18 protein-coding genes are annotated in these 19,310 nt (G+C 62.3%); 11 read left to right on the top strand and 7 right to left on the bottom strand.

Features of this window, described 5'->3' with window-relative positions; translation table 11 throughout:
• Positions 1 to 146: 146 nt before the first annotated feature.
• The 4 genes from M0D64_RS03320 to M0D64_RS03305 all read left to right on the top strand — a co-directional run bounded on the left by M0D64_RS03320 (position 147) and on the right by M0D64_RS03305 (position 5,231).
• Entirely contained in the window at positions 147 to 1,055 is a 909-nt protein-coding gene (locus tag M0D64_RS03320; RefSeq protein WP_266256602.1) for a LysR family transcriptional regulator, read from the top strand.
• 157 nt (positions 1,056 to 1,212) lie between these two features.
• On the top strand, positions 1,213 to 2,553 hold the full coding sequence (locus tag M0D64_RS03315; RefSeq protein WP_266256601.1) for an MFS transporter: 1,341 nt from the start codon (positions 1,213 to 1,215) through the stop codon (positions 2,551 to 2,553).
• The gene (locus tag M0D64_RS03310) at positions 2,546 to 3,868 is read left to right on the top strand and encodes a DUF1254 domain-containing protein (RefSeq protein ID WP_266256600.1); all 1,323 of its coding nucleotides are present in this window, start codon (positions 2,546 to 2,548) and stop codon (positions 3,866 to 3,868) included. Before M0D64_RS03315 ends, M0D64_RS03310 begins: the two co-directional genes overlap by 8 nt.
• Positions 3,869 to 3,881: 13 nt before the next feature.
• A complete protein-coding gene (locus M0D64_RS03305) occupies positions 3,882 to 5,231 on the top strand; it encodes a DUF1254 domain-containing protein (protein WP_266256599.1) in 1,350 nt (449 codons plus the stop codon).
• Positions 5,232 to 5,307: 76 nt separating this feature from the next.
• Here the strand turns inward: M0D64_RS03305 and M0D64_RS03300 are convergent, their stop codons facing one another.
• The 3 genes from M0D64_RS03300 to M0D64_RS03290 all read right to left on the bottom strand — a co-directional run bounded on the left by M0D64_RS03300 (position 5,308) and on the right by M0D64_RS03290 (position 7,149).
• Positions 5,308 to 5,886 carry a YceI family protein gene (locus tag M0D64_RS03300; RefSeq protein WP_154560000.1) on the bottom strand — a complete coding sequence of 193 codons (579 nt, stop codon included), beginning with the start codon at positions 5,884 to 5,886 and terminating at the stop codon, positions 5,308 to 5,310.
• Positions 5,887 to 5,934: 48 nt separating this feature from the next.
• Positions 5,935 to 6,498, bottom strand: a complete 564-nt coding sequence (locus tag M0D64_RS03295) for a YceI family protein (RefSeq protein WP_266256598.1) — start codon at positions 6,496 to 6,498, stop codon at positions 5,935 to 5,937.
• A 96-nt stretch (positions 6,499 to 6,594) separates the two neighbouring features.
• Positions 6,595 to 7,149, bottom strand: coding sequence for a cytochrome b (locus M0D64_RS03290; RefSeq protein ID WP_154559998.1), 555 nt, complete (start codon positions 7,147 to 7,149; stop codon positions 6,595 to 6,597).
• Between the two features lie 456 nt (positions 7,150 to 7,605).
• Here M0D64_RS03290 and M0D64_RS03285 point away from each other — a divergent pair, with 456 nt between their 5' ends.
• Positions 7,606 to 8,856 (top strand): arsenic transporter, encoded by a 1,251-nt coding sequence (locus M0D64_RS03285; RefSeq protein ID WP_171927506.1) that lies wholly within the window; start codon positions 7,606 to 7,608, stop codon positions 8,854 to 8,856.
• 21 nt (positions 8,857 to 8,877) lie between these two features.
• Here the strand turns inward: M0D64_RS03285 and M0D64_RS03280 are convergent, their stop codons facing one another.
• The 3 genes from M0D64_RS03280 to M0D64_RS03270 form a co-directional block, all read right to left on the bottom strand.
• Positions 8,878 to 9,123 (bottom strand): hypothetical protein, encoded by a 246-nt coding sequence (locus M0D64_RS03280; RefSeq protein WP_266256597.1) that lies wholly within the window; start codon positions 9,121 to 9,123, stop codon positions 8,878 to 8,880.
• A 589-nt stretch (positions 9,124 to 9,712) separates the two neighbouring features.
• Positions 9,713 to 10,051, bottom strand: a complete 339-nt coding sequence (locus M0D64_RS03275) for a hypothetical protein (protein WP_171927505.1) — start codon at positions 10,049 to 10,051, stop codon at positions 9,713 to 9,715.
• A gap of 194 nt (positions 10,052 to 10,245) precedes the next feature.
• Complete coding sequence (locus tag M0D64_RS03270) at positions 10,246 to 10,485, bottom strand: hypothetical protein (RefSeq protein WP_266256596.1); 240 nt, start codon at positions 10,483 to 10,485, stop codon at positions 10,246 to 10,248.
• Here M0D64_RS03270 and M0D64_RS03265 point away from each other — a divergent pair.
• From M0D64_RS03265 to M0D64_RS03240, 6 genes are all read left to right on the top strand, one after another.
• Positions 10,484 to 10,777, top strand: a complete 294-nt coding sequence (locus M0D64_RS03265; RefSeq protein WP_097393818.1) for a hypothetical protein — start codon at positions 10,484 to 10,486, stop codon at positions 10,775 to 10,777. The genes M0D64_RS03270 and M0D64_RS03265 overlap by 2 nt on opposite strands.
• A 50-nt stretch (positions 10,778 to 10,827) precedes the next feature.
• Positions 10,828 to 12,396, top strand: coding sequence for an efflux transporter outer membrane subunit (locus tag M0D64_RS03260; RefSeq protein ID WP_266256595.1), 1,569 nt, complete (start codon positions 10,828 to 10,830; stop codon positions 12,394 to 12,396).
• Between the two features lie 100 nt (positions 12,397 to 12,496).
• Entirely contained in the window at positions 12,497 to 13,597 is a 1,101-nt protein-coding gene (locus M0D64_RS03255; RefSeq protein WP_233464821.1) for an efflux RND transporter periplasmic adaptor subunit, read from the top strand.
• Positions 13,594 to 16,725, top strand: a complete 3,132-nt coding sequence (locus tag M0D64_RS03250) for an efflux RND transporter permease subunit (protein ID WP_266256594.1) — start codon at positions 13,594 to 13,596, stop codon at positions 16,723 to 16,725. The genes M0D64_RS03255 and M0D64_RS03250 overlap by 4 nt, the downstream gene beginning before the upstream one ends.
• A gap of 16 nt (positions 16,726 to 16,741) precedes the next feature.
• Positions 16,742 to 17,455, top strand: a complete 714-nt coding sequence (locus M0D64_RS03245; protein ID WP_154559991.1) for a response regulator — start codon at positions 16,742 to 16,744, stop codon at positions 17,453 to 17,455.
• The gene (locus M0D64_RS03240) at positions 17,452 to 18,843 is read left to right on the top strand and encodes an ATP-binding protein (RefSeq protein ID WP_266256593.1); all 1,392 of its coding nucleotides are present in this window, start codon (positions 17,452 to 17,454) and stop codon (positions 18,841 to 18,843) included. The genes M0D64_RS03245 and M0D64_RS03240 overlap by 4 nt, the downstream gene beginning before the upstream one ends.
• Here the strand turns inward: M0D64_RS03240 and M0D64_RS03235 are convergent.
• Complete coding sequence (locus M0D64_RS03235; protein ID WP_154559989.1) at positions 18,788 to 19,054, bottom strand: hypothetical protein; 267 nt, start codon at positions 19,052 to 19,054, stop codon at positions 18,788 to 18,790. The genes M0D64_RS03240 and M0D64_RS03235 overlap by 56 nt on opposite strands.
• Positions 19,055 to 19,310: the final 256 nt, after the last annotated feature.

The raw sequence follows: 19,310 nt of genomic DNA, 5'->3' as shown, positions 1-19,310 counted from the left end.
TGTTTGAGCCTCGGTTTGAGTCTCGAAAACGGGGCGTGTTGCGAAGAACGGGGTCTGCCGCCGAGCCGAACTATGTGACACTCCGATGCATCGTCACGCCGCACCTGAACGAGCGCGGCTGAAATCCAATTATTCTTCCCGATCCCATGAATCTTCGCCAACTCGAACACGTCGTTGCGCTCGCAGAAGAGGGCAGCTTTGCGCGAGCCGCCGTGCGCGTCCATCTGAGTCAGCCGGCGCTGAGCAGAAGTATTCAGGCCATCGAAGAGCATCTGGACATGGTGCTGTTTGACCGCAGCACCCGCGAAGTACGCATCACGCCCGCCGGCCAGACGGTCGTGCAGCGCGCGCGGAAGGTCCTGTTCGAAGCACGCTGCCTGTTGCGCGACGTGGATTTGCTGAAAAGCCACGATCTCGGTTCGGTGAACTTTGGCTCCGGGCCTTATCCGGCTGCGATGCTGTTGCCCGCTGCGCTGGACGAACTCGCCCAAAGCCATCCGAATCTGCGCATCAACGCCGCCGTCGACAACTGGAAGAATCTGCTGGAGTTGTTACACGCGGAGCAACTGGATTTTCTGATCGTCGACATTCGCGGCGTGCCGTCGAGCAGCAAGCTCGAGGTCATTGCATTGCCGAGGCATCGAGCGGCCTGGTTTGTTCGCGAGGGTCACCCACTGACCCAGCACGATCCGATCGAGGTACAGCAACTCTCAGGTTATCCCGTCGTATCGGTTCCGCTGCCGGAGGCGATGCGCGAGTCGCTGCGCAAGTGGCTGCGCTTTCCGCCCAAACAGGAAATGGAGTTTCATCTGACCTGCAACGACGTCAACGTGCTGCGTGAGTACGCCCGCAAGACGGATGCGCTGCTGCTGCTCACCGAGCAGACGGATTGGGAACGGGAGCGCTCAGCCGGTCTGGTGGCGCTATCGGTGCCATCCCGGTCGCATCTGTGGCTACAGTTCGCAATCGTCCATCTGGCTGGACGTACGCTTTCGCCGGCAGCCGAGCAGGCGATCATGGCCATCAAGCGTGTGGCGGCGGTGAAACCTGCGTGAACGCGGCACCCAGTCGAATAAATGTTGAAAACACATTAATTCGATGAAAACTATGCAATTGTCTTATTGATCAAGGTTCGTTCAATGTCTTCCACGCGGCAACGAGGTCGCCTTCAGCTTGAGGGCGACGTCCCGGATAGCCGCGACTGGAGACATGATGCAACTCTCGACGCACGACATCCGTCACCGGTGGATCGTGGTGACCGGTCTGTTTTTTTTCCTTGCGATCAACTTTGCCGATAAGGCGCTGATGGGGCTTGCAGCCGAGCCAATCATGCGTGAACTCGGCCTGACGCATACCCAGTTCGGGCGTATCGCCGCCAGCTTTTTCCTGCTGTTTTCGCTTTCGTCTCTGCTGGTCGGGCTGTTGTCGGACCGCGTGAAAACCCGCTGGCTGTTGCTGGCCATGGCCGTCGTCTGGTCCGTGTCGCAGGCGCCGCTGCTCCTCGCCGCGGTGCCCACCACGCTTGTGATGTCGCGAATACTGCTCGGCGCGAGCGAAGGTCCCGCTTATCCAGTCGCGATTCACTCGCTCTACAAATGGTTTCCGGACGCGGAGCGGACCTTGCCGACCGCGCTGCTGACGATCGGCGCGGCGTTCGGGGCCGGGTTCATCGCGCCCGTCATTACCGCAATCATTCTGAATTTTGGCTGGCGCGCGGCTTTCCTGACCCTCGCGGTGGTGGGTCTCGTCTGGAGCATCGTCTGGCTCGCTATCGGCCGTGAAGGACCGCTCGAATCGGCCGGCGATCGTGCGCCCGGCGCCCTGGTCGCGCAGGCCGCATCGCTGGAGGAAAAGATACCGCTACGCGTATTGCTGCTATCGCGCACATGCCTTGGCTGCAATCTGTCCGGATTTGCGGCGTACGTCGTGCTCGCGCTCTCGACGATCTGGCTGCCAAGTTATCTGGTCAGAGTAGCGGGCTATTCGCTGATGCAAGTGGGATGGATTGTTGTATTGCCCGCGTTCGGCCAGATGGTGATGGCACCGCTGCTCGGCTGGTGGTCTCAACGCTTGATGAAGCGCGGCATCGCCAGCCGTCATGCGCGGGGCACGCTGGGTGCGGCGGCCGTCGTGGTGTCGGGCAGCGCACTCCTTCTGATGCCGGTATTGCCGCCTGGTGCGGCGCTGATCGCCGCCGTGACGGTCGGTTTCTCGCTCGCGTCGTTTGCCTTCACGACGGGTGTCGCGTTGGCGGGAGAGGTGGTGCCCGCCCGTCAGCGCGGGGGCGTGCTCGGCATCAATATCTGCGTGACCACCCTGGCGGGACTCATTACACCGGCTGTCATGGGCCAGATCATCGACGTGGCTGGCGACGCCTTAACGGGCTATCGCCTGGGCATCGCACTGGCCGGCGGGTTCGCCGTGGTCGCGGGCGTCGCGTCGGCGTGTCTGGTAGACCCGGCCGGAGACCGGCGGCGCTTTGCGGGTCTGGCGTCGACCTGCGCGCAGATCGGCTCGATCCCGACCACTTTTGTACGGAACACTCATGAATAGCAATGTGAAAGAGACACGCGAGGCAATTTCGACGCAGGACGACGACCCCAGGGTGGCATTCGTCAGGATGGCCGCGGCGCCAGTTGCCATTTATGGGTATCCGCTTGTCGAGGTGATACGTACGTGTGCAATGCATACGTCTCCCGTCTCGACGAGCCCTCTGCGTGCGCCGTTCAATTCGATCCACGCAAGCATGCGCCGCTGGACACATCAGGATCGCGACATCGTTACGCCAGCGAACGACTTTCTTTATCTGAACGCGTGGATCGATCTCACTGACGGTCCGGTCGTGCTCGACATTCCCGCAGTGGACGAGGACCGGTATTACGTCATCGAGTTGCTTGATGCGTTCACCAACAATTTCGTCAATTTGAGTCCGCTTAACGCGGGCGCTTCCGGCAAACGGTACGTGCTGCATCGCGCGAGCGAGGCAGCACCGGCGAGCCTGAACGCAGAGCCGATCGCTTGCCCGACGCCCCTCGTGTGGATGCTGGGGCGCGTGCTTGTCAAGGGAGACGATGACTTGCCTGAGGCTCAGCAGGCAGCGTCAGGATTTGCTCTCGGCGGGCGTGACGCAGTGGGATTCGCCTGCGTGCGAGACTGGCGCGTGAGCACCGAGCCTGCGCTTGATTTTTTCCAGAACCTGTTCAATGCGCTTCAAGATGTGCCACCACGCGCTGACGAAACCGCTTTGTTCGGCCTCCTCGCACGCGCCGACCTGTACCCCGGCAAGCCGGTCGACGTTGCGACGCTTTCGCCCTTCGTGCGACGCGGTTTGCAACTCGCCTATGAGGACGCTCACCGGCTGATCGCCGCTCACACCGAAAGCCGTGGGCGGCGCAGTTGGGGCTACAACCTGAAGCTCGGCCGCTATGGCAGCGACTATCTGCTGCGCGCCTGCACGGCCATGAAGGGACTAGGCGCGCTCAGCGCGACTGAGGCCGTCTACGCCGTAGCCGATTTCGATGGCGCGGGCGAGCACCTGAACGGGCGCCATCGCTACGAGTTGTATTTCCCGCCGGATGGCCTGCCGCCGGTGCGCGCCTTGTGGTCGATCTCGCTTTACGGCGCGGATCGCTTCTTCGTCGAGAATCCGCTCGCGCGTCACGCGATTGGCGATCGAACCGAGGGCCTGCGCTACGAAGCGGACGGTGGCCTGCGCATTCTCATTCAGCACGACGCGCCAGCAGTTGAAGCGAACTGGCTTCCCGCTCCCTCGGCGCGGTTCTATCTGATCCTTCGGCTCTATCAGCCTGGTGCAGCGTTCCTTGAAAACCGCTACGAGATTCCGGCTGTCCGCAATCTGAACTGCTAACTGAAACCAACCTATGTCTACGTTCGATACCCACGCTCAAGCCACGCTCGCGGAAAACCGGGACCTCGCCGCCGCCGCGCGTGCAGCCGTGCTCTTCACCTTGCCGCTTTACGAAATGTCGCGCATGCGATCCGCGACCTCGGCGCGGCGCGACAGCGCGGGGCACTTTGCCGGCGGCTCGCCGGAATCAACCTGGCGATGGGCCAATCAATGGGTTCACACGCGAGAACCGCTGGGTCCCCGGAATCGGGAAGTGGTCACGCCGAATAACGACACCCTTTACTCGAGCACCTGGCTCGATGTTGCTCATGGACCGTTGCTGCTGGATGTGCCACCCATGCCGGGGCGTTATTTCGTGCTGGGCCTGCTGGATTTCTATACCAACCCGTTTGCCTATGTTGGCACCCGGACCACCGGAAACGACGGTGGGGTATTTCTGCTGCACGGTCCCGACTGGGACGGTACGGTGCCGGACGGCGTACAGGCGATTGCCTGCCCGACGGACAGTACGTGGTTGATCGGACGCATTCTGGTGGATGGCGCGGACGATGTCGCGCAAGTGGTTGCACTACAGGATCGTCTGAAATTACGGCCACTGCCGGGTTCCGGCGCGAGGGTGCCCAGCCTGATCGATGCGGGTATGCAACCGGGTGATAGGCCAGGGGACACCACGCTATTCGTGCGCGTGGTCAATCGTGCGCTGGCGGAATGCCCTCCGCCTGCTGAAGCCGCGGACGATCTCGCGAACTTTGCCATCTGTGGCATCGGCCCGGGTCTGGATGCGGACGCGTTGAGTCATCAGCAACACGATGCGATCGAAAGGGCGCTGACGGAAGTGCTTGATGAATTGAGCGGGGCGTTGCCGTCCGCGCTGGGGGGCGGGTGGGCACTTCCTGTCGCTGTGAGAGATTCGTTCGGTACCCGGTATCGCGAACGGGCGCAGGTTGCGCTCAACTATATTGGCGCGCTTGGGGTCGAAGAAGCCATGTACATCATCGCCGATCGCGACGCCGCGGACGCGCCGCTCGACGGACGCATGCAATACCTGCTCCACTTCCTGCCGGAGGCGCTGCCGCAAACTGACGCGTTCTGGTCAATTACGATGTACGACAAGACGACGCGAATGCTCGTCGAAAATCCGCTTCAGCGCTATTCGATTGGCGACCGTACGCAGGGACTGCGCTATGACAGCGACGGAGGTTTGCGCATCGCCATTTCTGCAAAGGAGCCTGTGGACCCCGCGCTGCGTAGCAACTGGTTACCGGCGCCGTCTGCAGGGTTCTATCTGGCGTTGCGTCTCTACGTGCCGCGGGCCCCGCATCTTTCGCTCACGTTCGCCTATCCGCCTGTTGAGCGACAGTAAATGGTCACGTCGTGACGTCGAACGGGCAGGCGGGGAGTTATTCCGCCGCCTGCCGCAAGCTACAGGGGAGCAGCTATTACTGCTTGATGCCTTCAGCCTGAATATTCAGCGTGGTCAGCATCTTGAAGCCATAGGTCTTGCCGAAGTCGACGCCGAAATCGTCGCGATTGAACGTCAGGGTCGATTCGGTGCCGCACACTTCGCGCTTGAGCATCGGGTTCATGATGCACTTGAACGATTCGATCTTCAGGTTGGCCGGCTTGGTCACGCCATGCATGGTCAGCGTGCCGATCACTTCCACGGGCTTGTCGCCGTCGAAGCGGATCTGCGTGCCCTTGTAGGTCGCGGTCGGGTACTTGGCGGCGTCGAAGAACTTGTCCGTGACCAGTTCCGAGTCGAGCTTGTCGTTACCGATATCCACCGAGCTCATATCGATCGTCACGTCCACCGTGCCGGTTTTCGCCGCGCGATCCAGCACCACGGTGCCGCTGCTCTTCTTGAACTTGCCGCGCCAGTTCGACAGTCCGCCGAAGTGGTCGGTTTCGAAGCTCGGGTAGGTGTGCATCGGGTCAAGCTGATACGTATCGGCGGCCATAGCGTTGAACGACATGGCTGCGGTCAGCGCGCCCGCGGCGAGCAAAAGTTGTTTCTTCAAGTTATTCTCCAGGTTTCAGAAAGTGCTGTGACGCTTAGGTGTGTTCCGTTACTTCTTCGAAGCAACGATGTGAAATTTGATGACGACTTCGTCGGCGACCACCGACGTGTCTTTCCATTCGCCCGTCCCGACATCGAACTGCGAACGCTTGATCGGCAATGCGCCGTCGAAGGTCTGCGTGTTGCCCTGGCTGGCGATGGTGACCGGCACCACGACAGTCTGCGATTTGCCCTTGATGGTGAGCTTGCCGGTGATCTTGTACTGATTGCCGCCGGCCGGCGCGATTGCGCTCGAGACGAACGTCGCGGCCGGATAGGTCGCGCTATCGAACCATTCCTTGCCCTGGGCCTGCTTGTTGTAGTCGTCGGCACCGAGGTCGTAGCTGCCGGTGTCGATTGACACATTGGCGTTGCCGGCGGTCGGCTTGGCCGGATCGAAATTCAGTTGCGCCGAGAATTTTTTGAATTTGCCGTCCACCGGCACGTTCATCTGCTTCGTCGTGGCGACGACAGTGCTTTTGCTCGTGTCGACATCGGCGTGCGCAAGGCCTGCGCCGAAGAATGAAAAGGCGGCGACGCCGGCCAGAATGGAGTGGTAAAAGTTTGATTTCATGGTGGTACGCATCCTATCGAACCCACGCGCGCTGATTGCGCACCGCTGGGAATTAGATTGCCAACAGGCTGTAGCCAATCGGCCGTTGCTCGTGTGTTATTTGAGGAACGGAATCATCCGTGCGAGTAATCCGTCGCGGTCGACAAATTGATGCTTGAGTGCCGCGAGTACGTGCATCCCAACGAGTGCCAACAGCGTGTAGTTGAGCAGCACATGGACCGTGCGCAGGCTTGCCTTGAGCGCCTGGTCCGGGCCGATGAAGGTGGGCAGCGGCACGATGCCGAGGTACACCACCTGAATGCCCGCGGCCGAGCTATAGAAGTAGCCGGACAGCGGAATTGCCAGCATCAGAACGTAGAGCACGCCGTGCACGAGATGGGCCGCAGCCTTCTGCCATGCGGGTGTAGCGCTGTCGAGCGCCGGCGCGCGGTGAGTGGTGCGCCACAGCACGCGCGCCACGGCCAGCACGAAGACCGTCACGCCGATCCACTTGTGCCACGAGAAGTACTTCAGCTTGGTAGGCGTGAAGCCAGGGATATCGGTCATGATCCAGCCGATATAGAACCCGCAGATGATCAGCAATGCGATTAGCCAGTGCAATGCGACGGCAGGGCCGCTGTAGTGCTTGACGTCTGAAGGACGGGGATTCATGGGTTCATGCTCACTATTCGTGGTGCGAGCCGCGTGCCGCGTGCGGTGTGTCGCGTGTAAATGCGGATAGTAGGGATGCCAATGAAAATTGAATAGACCAGGAGAAGAGAACAGATTGTTCTAGCCGTGACGCTAATGGGGATGAAATAAAGCCGGACGGCGGTCTGATTTGACGAAAAGACGTGGCACTGTGTTAATTTTCCGGGTCAATCGCTTCAAAAGGTTCGACCCATGAATGGCAATGAGAAGAACAGCTTCGCGCCCGGCGCAGTTGTACCACGGCAAGGATAACGGACGGAATTGTATTGCCGTCGTGAATCGGGGGGATAGCGAGGCAGACACGGCGGTATTGCGTGGCACACAACTTGCACCGCGACCGCCTGCAGCATCCCGGCCATGGGTTATGCTGCGCTCCCATTCCGCGCTCGCGCACAATCAGAATCAAGGACCTGCTTGGTGAATTCCGTCTTCCTGTCTTGGGGTATTGCCATAGCCGCCACGGCTGGCGTCATCACCCGCCCGTTCAAATGGCCCGAGGCCGTGTGGGCCGTCGCCGGCGCGCTTTTACTCGTATCGCTGGGCCTGCTTCCCGTCGATCTGGCCGTCGAGGCAGTCGGCAAAGGCACGGACGTCTACCTCTTCCTGGTCGGCATGATGCTGCTATCCGAAGTCGGGCGCCGCGAAGGTCTGTTCGATTGGGTCGCCGTTTTCGCGGTCAACCACGCCAAAGGATCGCCGCGAAAGCTCTTTCTGCTGGTCTACCTGGTCGGCGTGGTCATCACCGCTTTCCTTTCCAATGACGCCACCGCGGTCGTGCTCACGCCTGCCGTTTTTGCTGCCGCCAAAAAAGCGAAGACGCCTCCGCTGCCCTTGCTCTTCGTCTGCGCGTTCATTGCGAATGCCGCGAGCTTCGTGCTGCCGATCTCGAATCCGGCCAACATCGTACTGTACGGCAATCACACGCCCGCGCTCGGCGCCTGGCTGATCCGCTTCACGCTGCCTTCGCTGCTGTCGATCGTCGCGACCTATGTGCTGTTGCGCTGGACTCAGCGCGACGCGCTCGCCGGCACCTGCGAGGCCGATCTCGAACCACTCGAGTTGTCGTCGAGTGGGCGCGTTGCGCTTGCGGGTATCGCGGTGACGGCCGTCGTGCTGCTGGCAGTGTCCGCCTTCGATGTCCCGCTCGGCCTGCCCACCGCAATACTCGGCGCGCTGACCGCCGCGGTCGTGCTGATCCAGGAGCGCAAATCGCCGCTGCCGATGATCCGGGAAATATCGTGGAGCGTGCTGCCGTTGGTCGCCGCGTTGTTTGTGCTGGTCGAGATGCTCGATCACACCGGCGTCATCAAGACATTCGTCCATCTGCTGCAAGATGCGACGCAACACAGTGAAGCCACGACGGCTGGCTGGGCGGGCAGCGTCATCGCGATCGGCAGCAATCTGATGAACAACCTGCCGGCGGGTCTGGTCGCCAGTTCGACCGTGATGCAGGCGCATAGTCCTGAGCGCGTGATCGACGCGCTCCTGATTGGCGTGGATCTGGGGCCAAACCTGTCGATCACCGGTTCGCTCGCAACGATCCTCTGGCTCAACGCAATTCGCCGCGAAGGCGAAGACGTGAGCTTCATGAAGTTTTTCAAAGTGGGCGTGGTGGTGATGCTGCCCGCCCTCGCGCTAGCGCTCGCCGCGCGGATCCTGATCGGTTAAGGGTAAATAAAGGGCAACGCGTCATGACCGGGTGCCCGTCGCTCGCATGGGCCGCTCGGCTGCCGGCGTTAGCGCGGACTGCTCGAGTGAGCGCAGGGCGGCTTCGAGCCGCGCGAGGCGGGCGCGCTGTGTCGTCATCAGCAACGTTTTGGGAAACATGCCCAGCCGATTGCGCCAATACGACAGTGGAATGCGATCGTTGGTGGAAATCTTCCCGAAGACGAGTTCGAGATGGGCGATTTCTTTGTCTATGTCGTGATAGCTCATCTAACTAAAGTTCCAGAAGAAGAAGTGGACGGGCGATCAAGCGCGTGCGAGCCAGACGCCGGTAGCTGGACAGATAGGTCCGACTAATGGGCGCGCCTGACGGTGGTGAAGAGTGCAGCAAGCGCCGTACCACGCGTCCACGATGTCGAGCTAACATAGAGCTTTCAAACGCCGTACATTTGTATGGCGTATCGGCGCCGCCCAGTCAGGCAGGCCTTTGGAGAAGACTGGTCTTTCTCCTGTTTCAATCCACGCAATACGTCGCGGGACAGCCAAAAGAGCGAGTCCATCTCACGTCTCTGCTTGTAAAAATCGTGTCGGAGAGCACAAGCTACCGATCGCCGGGATTCCAGCGCGCCGACGTACTGGTTCAGTGCGCGATCAATACGCGACTCAGCACGCCGCGCAAGCGGAACAACCTGTTCTCGCGCGGCGCGCCGGTCATTCTTCAGGACAACGGGAATTCACCAGGCATTCTTGCGTACTGCATGTCCTATGCTGGTTCAACGGCGATTTATGTAATCAATACGTTGGATACGTTCACGCTGACAGTGCGGGGATGGTCTGTCGGGACTCGCATCCGGCACATTCAGCGCGGCACCACCATCACGGGTTGCGCATAGGTGACGGCAGGGGCGGGCACGATTGCATAGTTGGTCGGCGCGGGAACCACGACCGTCGTGTACAGGGTGACGGGTTTCGGAGGCAACGGCACGGGCGTGCCGACCGCTACGGCAACGGGAATCGGAGCCGGCGGCGGCGCTACCACATAGACCGGCTTGACCGGCGCGTAGTAATAGACCGGGCGCGGCGGCGGCGCGTAGACCACGGCAGCCGGCATATAGACGACCACCCGGGCGAACGCCGTCGACGAACAGGCGAGACCGATGGCGGTGAAGGTAGAGGCGCAGACGAGACGAATACTCACTTGATACTCCTGAGACGTTGAGCGGTGCGGAGCGTCTTCCGGTGAAGAAGCCGTGCGACTGATTCGGATTGCTTGAGAACCCTTCCGAACCGTTGAGGCGCCGCGCTTGATGCACTTAAGGCACTTGCGGCACTGGTAGCGCCGGCAGACGAAAGATACGCAAACCGCCCTGAAAACGGCAGCGCGAACTTATTTCATTCAATGTCGCGCGAAAGTGGGCCATGAGATAAGCATGCAGGTGTATGAAGCGCATGCTGTGTTGCGACGACAGCGAGAACATCTGCTGCGCCGGCGCCGCGAAAAGCCATGACATAAGGCGACATGATTCTCAAATTGCCTTCCGGCGGCACATCCTCAAGAATTCGGCCTGTCATCGAACGGATCGCGGCGGTTAGCAGGCGACGCACGATGGCTCGATCCAAGGAGTCAGTCATGAAAAAGTTTCTCGCCGTCGTGCTGCTGTGCTGCGCATCCACCGTCACGTTCGCCCAAACGGCCGCACCGCAGGGCGGCAACCCTCAGCGCATGGAGCGCATGGCGCAGCAGTTGCAAACGCGCTTTGCGAATGCCAACACCACGCACGACGGCAAGCTCACCCGGGAACAGGCCGCCGCGGGCATGCCGATGGTCGCCAAGCATTTCGATGAAATCGACACGCAGAAGGCGGGCTACATCACCTTGCCGCAGATCGCGGCATTCATGCAGGAACGCGGGGCAGCGCACTGAGCCGCGCGGGCATCGGCGGGATCGTAGGATATTTGACGCCTCAATGCGCGATGAAATCAGCCACGTCCTGCCGCCTGTCCATCGCCTGCGCGCTCATCGTATCGATGAGTGTGGCACTGACGGGTTGTGTGACGGTCGGCCCCGACTTCAAACAGCCGGACGTGACGCTCGAAAACCAGTGGCTCGAGAGCCTGTCCGGCGAGGCGCAGACCGCGCCAAGTGCTCAGGCAGCCTGGTGGACCGCATTCAACGATCCGGTGCTGAGCGCGCTGGAACAGCGTGCGTACGAGCGCAATCTGTCGCTGCAGGTGGCGGGTTTGCATATCTTCAAGGCGCGCGCGCAACTCGCGGTCAGCGCCGAGAATCTGCTGCCACAATCCGGCAGCGTGTCCGTTGGCGCGGACCATATCAACACAAGCGGCGTCGGTCCGATTCCGCCCACGCATCTGTGGGCCGAGCATCTGCGTGTGAACGTGGGTTGGGAAATCGATTTCTGGGGCAAGTATCGCCGGCAGATCGAATCGGATCGCGCGCAATTGCGCGTGTCCGAAGCCGCGTATGACAACGCGCTCGTGTCGCTGTTCGCCGATGTCGCCAATGCGTACATCGATCTGCGCGCGCTCGAACAACGTATCGCGGTCGCGCAGCAAAACCTGAAGGCGGTGCAGCAGAGTCTCACGCTCACCCAGGCGCGCTACAAACGCGGCGCATCGAGCCAGCTCGACGTCGAACAGGCCGCCACGCTGGTGGCCGAAACCGAGGCGCAGATTCCGCCGCTCATCAAGGCACGCGCACAAGACCGCGACACGCTCGCCGTGCTGCTCGCCGATCCCCCCGACGCAGTCGATGCGCAACTCAAAGGCAGCAGCGCGATTCCGGTGCCGCCGACGCAGATCGATGTCGGTATTCCCGCCGATCTGCTGCGCCGCCGTCCCGACGTGCGTCAGGCCGCGCTCAACGCAGCGGCGCAATCGGCGCTGATCGGCGCGGCCAAGGCAAAGCTGTATCCGTCGCTGTCGTTGACGGGACTGTTCGGGCTTTCGTCGGGCGAACAGCATGGCATCGGATTGTCGCAGTGGGGTAGCAAGACGATCGGTCTCTTCTCAGCGGGCATCACGCTGCCGATCCTCGATCGCGGCCAGTTGAAGAACGCCGTACGGATTCAGGACGCCGCCTTCCAGGAGGCCGTGCTCGACTATCAGAACACGGTGCTGCAAGCGCAGAAAGAAGTGGAGGACGCGATTGCCGCACTGCGTACCTCACTCGATGCGCTGGCGGCGTCGTCGCGTGCGTCCGATGCGTCGCAACGCGCTTTGAAGCTCGCCAATATCCAGTACCGCGCGGGATCGGTCACGTATGACACGGTGCTCGATGCGTCGCGTTCGATGTTGCGCGATGGCGATTCGCTCGCGCAGAACCAGGGGATCGCCGCGCTTGCGGCGGTGTCCTTGTATCGCGCATTGGGCGGTGGCTGGGAAGTGGCAGAGGGGCAGCAGGTGGTGAGCGAACAGATCGCCGAACAGATGACGCAGCGCACGGACTGGGGCCGCTTGCTGAACCCGCCGGCGAATTCCGCGCTGGCGCGCGCCAGTGGAGGCCAGCTCGAGAATGGGAAATAACAACATGGCAGAGACGAGCACGAGCGGGGTATGCGGTAACGTGGCCAACAGGAATGAGCCAAGCCGGAACGAACCAGGCCGGAACGAACCAGGCCGGCACTTGGGAGCGACGCTTTGCATCGTGCTGGCAGCGGCAATGGCGCTCGCCGCGTGCCACGACGGCAGCGCGCCTGCCGCACAATCGGCACAATCGGCGCAAGCCGTGCCCCTGCCGCAAGTCAGCGTGACACGACCAGTGCCGCGCGAGGTGCGCGAACAACTTGATCTGAGCGGCACCGTCGCGCCCTCGGCGACCGTCACGCTAATCGCGCGCGTGCAGGGCGTGCTGAAGGAAATTGGCTTTGCCGATGGCGCTTACGTCAAGCAAGGGCAGGTGCTGTTTCGCATCGAGCCGGATACGTATCGCGCGCAACTGACCTACGACCAGTCCGCGCTCGACAATGCCAACCAGGAACTGGTCCGGCAAAAGCAACTCACGTCGGATAACGCCACCTCCGAATCGACGCTGCAAAAAGCCCAGACCACACGCGACCAGGCGCTCGCCAAACGTGACATGTCGCGCATCAATCTCGCTTACACGGAAATACGCGCACCGTTCGCGGGCCGCATCGGTGCACGTGCATTCGACGTCGGCAATCTGGTGGGCGCTTCCGACTCCACCAAGCTCGCCACGTTGGACCGCATCCAGCCGGTGTACGTGAATTTCACGCTCAACGAACGCGACGCTAACCGCATCGGACTTTTTACGCAGCCACCCCGCACAGTGCGCGTCAATGTGCTCGGCGCAGCAGTGGGCCAGGGTCAAGGGCAAGGTGAGGACGCCGCGCTCGAATTTGTCGACACACGCGTCGATCCGAATAGCGGGGCGGTCAAGCTGCGCGCCGATATCGCCAATCGGGACGCGCACCTGATTCCCGGCATGTCGGTTGAAGTGCATATTCCCGCTGGTGCGCCGCAAAACGTGCTGCTGGTGCCGGACACCGCGTTGCTGCGCGATCAGGCGGGTGCGTCGTTGCTGATCGTGAACGGCGCGGGCGTGATCGAAAAACGCGCGGTGGTCATTGGTGGCTTGTACGGTTCGCAGCGGGCGGTCACCTCGGGTCTCACCGCGAACGACCAGGTCGTGACCGGCGGTGCGCTGGCTGTCGCGCCCGGCGCCAAGGTGCAGGTGGTCGCCGCGGCGGCGCAGGGCCAGTCATGATCCGCTTCTTCGTCGAGCGCCCGGTCCTCGCCAATGTGATCGCGTTGATCGTGATGCTGCTCGGCGCTGTCGCGCTGATCAACCTGCCGATCGCGCAATATCCGCCGATCACGCCGCCGACCGTGCAGGTTGTCGCACGCTTTCCGGGTGCGAGCGCCGCGACCGTGATCGACCGCGTGGCGCTGCCAATCGAAACGCAGGTCAATGGCGTGGAAAACGCGCTGTACATGCAATCGACCAGCACCAATGACGGCACCTACACGCTCACGGTCACCTTCGCGGTCGGCACGGATGTCGATAAAGCGCAGGTGCTGGTGCAAAACCGCGTGTCGGCCGCCACCGCGCAATTGCCGCAAGCGGTGCAGCAGCAGGGCGTGACCGTGCGCAAACGCTCCACGGCGATTCTGCAGTTGTACACGCTGCAGTCGCCTGATCCAAAATACGATTCGCTGTTCCTGAGCAACTACGCGGTGATTTATCTGCGCGACACGCTCGCGCGTTTGCCGGGTGTCGGCGACGTCACCGTGTTCGGCACGGGGCAGTACAGCATGCGCGTGTGGCTCGATCCGCAAAAGTTGAGCGAGCGCGATCTGACCGCCGCCGATGTGATGCAGGCGATCCAAAGCCAAAGCAAGGACGTGAGCGCCGGCCAACTCGGTTCGGAGCCGAACGCGGGCGGCCAGGCGTTCCAGCTCACGGTGACGATGCAAGGCGCGCTGTCCGATCCGCACGAGTTCGACGACATCATCGTTAAAGCCGATCCCAACGATGGTGGCCACTTCGTGCGCATTCGCGATGTGGGTCACACTGAACTGGGTTCGTCGAGCTATGGGCAGTTCTTCAATCTCGACGGCAAACCGGCTGCGGGCATTGCCATCTATCAACTGCCGGAAGCCAACGCGCTGGAAGTCGGCAATGCGGTGAAAGCGACCATGGCGCGGCTGGCCAAAGATATGCCGAAGGGCGTCAGCTATCAATTGCCGTTCGACACGACGACCTTCGTGCGGCAGTCGGTGATCGACGTGTACAAGACGCTGTTCGAGGCCGCACTGCTGGTGCTTGCGGTGATCCTGCTGTTTCTGCAGAACTGGCGTGCGATGCTCGTGCCCGCCACGACGATTCCGGTGACGATCATCGGCACGTTCGGCGCGATCTACATGCTCGGCTTCTCGATCAACCTGCTGACGCTGTTCGCGATCGTGCTGGCAATCGGCGTCGTGGTGGACGACGCAATCGTGGTGGTGGAAGGGATTACGCAGCATATCGAGCAGGGCAAGACGCCGAAGCAGGCCGCCATCGACGCGATGCACGAGTTGCTCGGGCCGATCGTCGGCATCACGCTGGTACTGATCTCGGTGTTCCTGCCCTCGGCGTTTCTCGGCGGCGTCACGGGCCAGATGTACCGGCAGTTCGCGCTGGTTGTCGTCGCAACGACCATCATCAGCGCGATCAACGCGGTGACGCTCAAGCCAGTGCAAAGCGTGCGCTGGTTGCGGCACGCGCGGCCCGGCAAGCCGAACATCGTGTATCGCGTGTTCGACAAGGGGTACGCCCGTGTCGAAAAGGGCTATGTGCGCATTGTTTCGTGGTTCGTGCAGCGCTGTGGCCTCGCGCTCGGCATCGCGCTGGTGCTCGGCGCGGCGTCTGCGTTTTTGCTGACGCGTGTGCCCACCAGCTTCATTCCGCTCGAAGATCAGGGCTATATCCTGATCGCCGCGCAACTGGCCGATGCCGCTTCGCTCGGCCGCACGCGCGAGGCGAGCACGCAGATAGAAAAGCGCATCGGCGCGATTCCTGGCGTGAATCATGTGGTGTCGATCGGTGGCATCTCGCCGCTCGATAACAACGCATCGCTGCCGAATTCCGCGCTGATCTACGTCACACTCGACGACTGGAGCAAGCGCGGCAAAGGCGAGGATCTGCGTTCGCTGTATTTGCGCATGAATAGCGAACTCGCGAAACTGCCTGACGTGCGCTCCGTGGTGATCGTGCCGCCGCCGATCCAGGGCCTCGGCAATAGCGGCGGCGTGCAGATGCAGGTGATGCTCACAGACGGCTCGCAGAACTATCGGCGTTTGCAGGATGCCGCCGATGCGCTGATCACCAGCGTTTCGAAGCGGCCCGAACTGCAGCGCGTGTTCAGCCCGTTTCGCGCGTCGGTGCCGACCGTCGAACTTACGCTCGATCGCGCCAAGGCCGAGTCGCTGCAGGTGCCGGTCGGCAATGTGTTCGACCTGCTGCAGGATTACGTCGGCTCGAGCTATGTGAACCAGTTCACGACGTTCAACCATACGTTCCCCGTGTTCGTGCAGGCCGACGGCGCGTTTCGCCGCGAAACCGACGATATCCGCCGTTTGCAGATTCGCAGCAACAGTGGCCATATGGTGGAGCTGGGCACCTTCATCGATGCGCATACGAGCGTCGGCCCGGCCGTGGCGACGCTGTATAACCTCGCGCCGGCAGCGGCCATCAACGGCAATCCGGCGAACGGCTATAGCACCGGCCAGGCGATCGCCGCGTTCGAGCAGGAAGCCGCGCGCATACTGCCCGCGGGTATCGGTTACGAATGGACCGCGATGTCGTATCAGGAGAAACTGGTCGGCAATTCGGCCTATTGGGTGTTTGCCGTGGGTGTGTTGCTGGTGTTCTGCGTGCTGGCCGCGCAATACGAAAGCTGGTTGCTGCCGGTGGCGGTGGTGCTCGCCGTGCCGCTGGCGTTGCTCGGTACAGCCGGTACGCTTGCCATCCTGGGGGCTGCCAACAACCTCTACACGCAGATCGGCCTCGTATTGCTGATCGCGCTGTCGGCGAAGAACGCGATTCTGATCGTCGAGTTCGCACGGCATCTGCGCGCGCAGGGCGTGAGCATCGCCGAGGCCGCGGTGGAAGCGGCGCGCTTGCGGTTCCGGCCGATCATGATGACCTCGTTCGCGTTCATTCTCGGCGTGGTGCCGCTCGTGATCGCCACCGGCGCGAGTGCGAGCGCGCGCCGTTCGCTTGGGATTGCGGTATTTTCGGGGATGCTCGCTTCAACGTGCATTGCCGTGCTGTTCATTCCGTCGTTCTACGTGCTGTTGCAGCGCCAGGCCGAACGGCACGCGGCGCGGCATGCACCGCCCGACGCTTAAACCGAGGAGCTTTCGTATGGATCGCCCCGCAAAAATCATCGTGCTCGACGACGAAGCCGAACTGCGCAATATGCTGCAGCGTTTTCTGCGCGGGCATGGCTTCGACGTCCGGATCGCGGAGGACGGCAAACGGCTCGACCGCTATCTGGAACGTGAGCCATTCGATCTGCTGGTGCTCGATCTGATGATCGGCGAAGAGGATGGCCTCGCCATCTGCGCCCGTTTGCGCGAGCAAGGGCAGACGCTGCCGATCCTGATGCTGACCGCGAAGGGCGATCCGCTCGACAGGGTGCTCGGCCTCGAAACCGGCGCCGACGACTACCTCGCCAAACCCTTCCTGCCGCGTGAACTGGTCGCGCGGATCAATGCGCTGCTGCGCCGCCAGAAGATCGCCTCGGGCGATGTCACCGTGACCTCGCAGAGCGTGCGTTTCGGCGATTTCAGTCTCGATGTCGGCAAGCAGCAGTTGTCGCGTACCGGCGAACTGCTGGAGATTCATTCTGCGCAGATGCTGCTGCTGGTCGCGTTGGCCTCGTCGCCGAACCGGCCCGTGAGCCGTGACAATCTGCTGGCGCGCGCCCGTGGGCGTGATCACGATGCGCTCGATCGCAGCATCGACGTGCAGGTGCTGCGGCTCAGGCAGATTATCGAGGACGACCCGTCGAAGCCGCGCTTCATCAAGACCGTGTGGGGCGTCGGCTACATGCTGGTCGCGGACGTCGACTCATGACGCGCGCGTGGCTGCAGAGGGCGCTGCCGAAAACGCTGCTGGCGCGCAATATCGTCTTGCTGATCGTGCTGGTGATGCTGAGCCAGCTCTGCGCGCTTGCGGTGTTGCTGCACTATGTGCAGCGGCCCCGCGTCGAACGGGCGGCCACGGTGTTCGCCACTTACGTGACGACGCTCGATAGCCTGCTTCAAGCGACGCCGCCGGGCGCGCGCGCTCAATTGACGGCACGTCTCGACGCTCGCACGCAACTACCCGCCGATGCCGCCCTTGAACCGCCGCCCAGTCTGATGCGCGCTTACCGCACGTATCAGCGCAATGTGTTTCTCGACAGCTTGCGCGAGCATCTGCCCGCCGACATGCCCGCGCTTTGGCAGTCCGAAGGCGGTCAACGCTTGTGGATTCGCATGCATGCTCCGGCCGATGCGCCGCACACGCCGTACTGGATCGCGCTGCCGATTCCCGAGGACGCGCAAGGCAACGGACTCGACGCCGCGATTCTGCTATCGCTCGGTTTGGGCGCACTGGCGGCGCTGACCGGCTATGTGATCCAGCGCCACCTCAACCAGCCGCTCCAGGCGTTGACGCAGGCGGCGCGTCGCGTGAGTGCCGGTGAAACGCCCGCGCCGTTGTCGACCGACGGTCCTGTCGAGATCGCCACGGTAAGCAACGCTTTCAATCAGATGACGCATGCGTTGCAGCAGGCCGAGGCGACGCGCGCGCTGATGCTGGCGGGCATCTCGCACGACATCCGCACGCCGCTCACCAAACTGCGGCTCTCGATGGCCATGGCGATGCCCGACGGCAGCGACAGCAGCTTCGTGGTCGCCGCCGAGTCATACCTGGACCAGATCGAGACGATCTTGCAGCAGTTCATGGATTACGCCGGCAGCGGCGAGCGTGAAGCGGCGGAGCCCGGCGACCTCAATGCGTTGGTCGAGCGACTTGCCGGCGATTTCGCCGGGCTGGGCCATGAGTTCGAGCTGTCGCTCGCGGTTCTGCCCGCGATTCTCTACCGGCCGATCAGCATGATGCGGCTCCTGATGAACCTGATGCAGAACGCGATCGTCTATGGCGGCAGCGGACTCGCTGTGCGGAGTTGGGCTACAGGTGAAGCCGTGTATGTCGCGGTGGGCGATCGCGGCAAAGGTCTGTCGGCAGAGGAGCTGGAGCAACTGAAAGCGCCGTTTCAGCGTGGCCGCAATGCTCGCGCGCATAGCGGCGGCACCGGGCTGGGGCTGGCGATAGTCGAGCGGATCGCGCGGCTGCACGGCGGCAGCCTGCAGTTTCACGCGCGCGAGGGCGGCGGGCTGGAAGTGTGGGTGGTGTTGCCGCTCATTCCCGGTCCAGCCACGCATCCAGTCCCACCCGGAAGGCCACGCCCGCGATGACCGGCACGGTCAGCATGAGGATGATGCCGAAGTTGGGAATCTCGTCGCCGTAAGTGATCGGACCGTAGAGCACGACGGTCGCAACGATCGCGAAGACGATGACGCCGACGGCAACCATCAGAAGATTGCGCGCCACAATGGACAGATCCTTGCGCTTAGCCTTGCCCGGCGTGGTGCTGGTAGTGGGGACTTCGTCGTGTTGGGCGGGCATGATGGTTCTCGAGGCTGGAAGACCTGCCGCGCAAAACGCGGCTGGAAATGCAATTACAAAACGCTGCGGCGAAACGTGGCGATGAATCGAACGCCGACCGGCGTGCGATTGGCATCATACCAGGGGACGTTCGTGCCGCACACGAACGTCCCTAGCACTAACGTATCACACGCCAGACGAAGCGCAAGTCGCCGGAATTCAGCGAGAAAGCCTGACGTCGGCGCGGCGTCGCCCTCGCGCCCCGTTACAGCGAACC

Origin of the sequence: Paraburkholderia sp. WS6, from assembly GCF_030464835.1 — a bacterium.
In the GTDB taxonomy this organism is placed as follows: domain Bacteria; phylum Pseudomonadota; class Gammaproteobacteria; order Burkholderiales; family Burkholderiaceae; genus Paraburkholderia; species Paraburkholderia madseniana.
The sequence above is the reverse complement of the archived record's forward strand: the minus strand, read 5'-3'. Positions and strand labels throughout refer to the sequence as shown.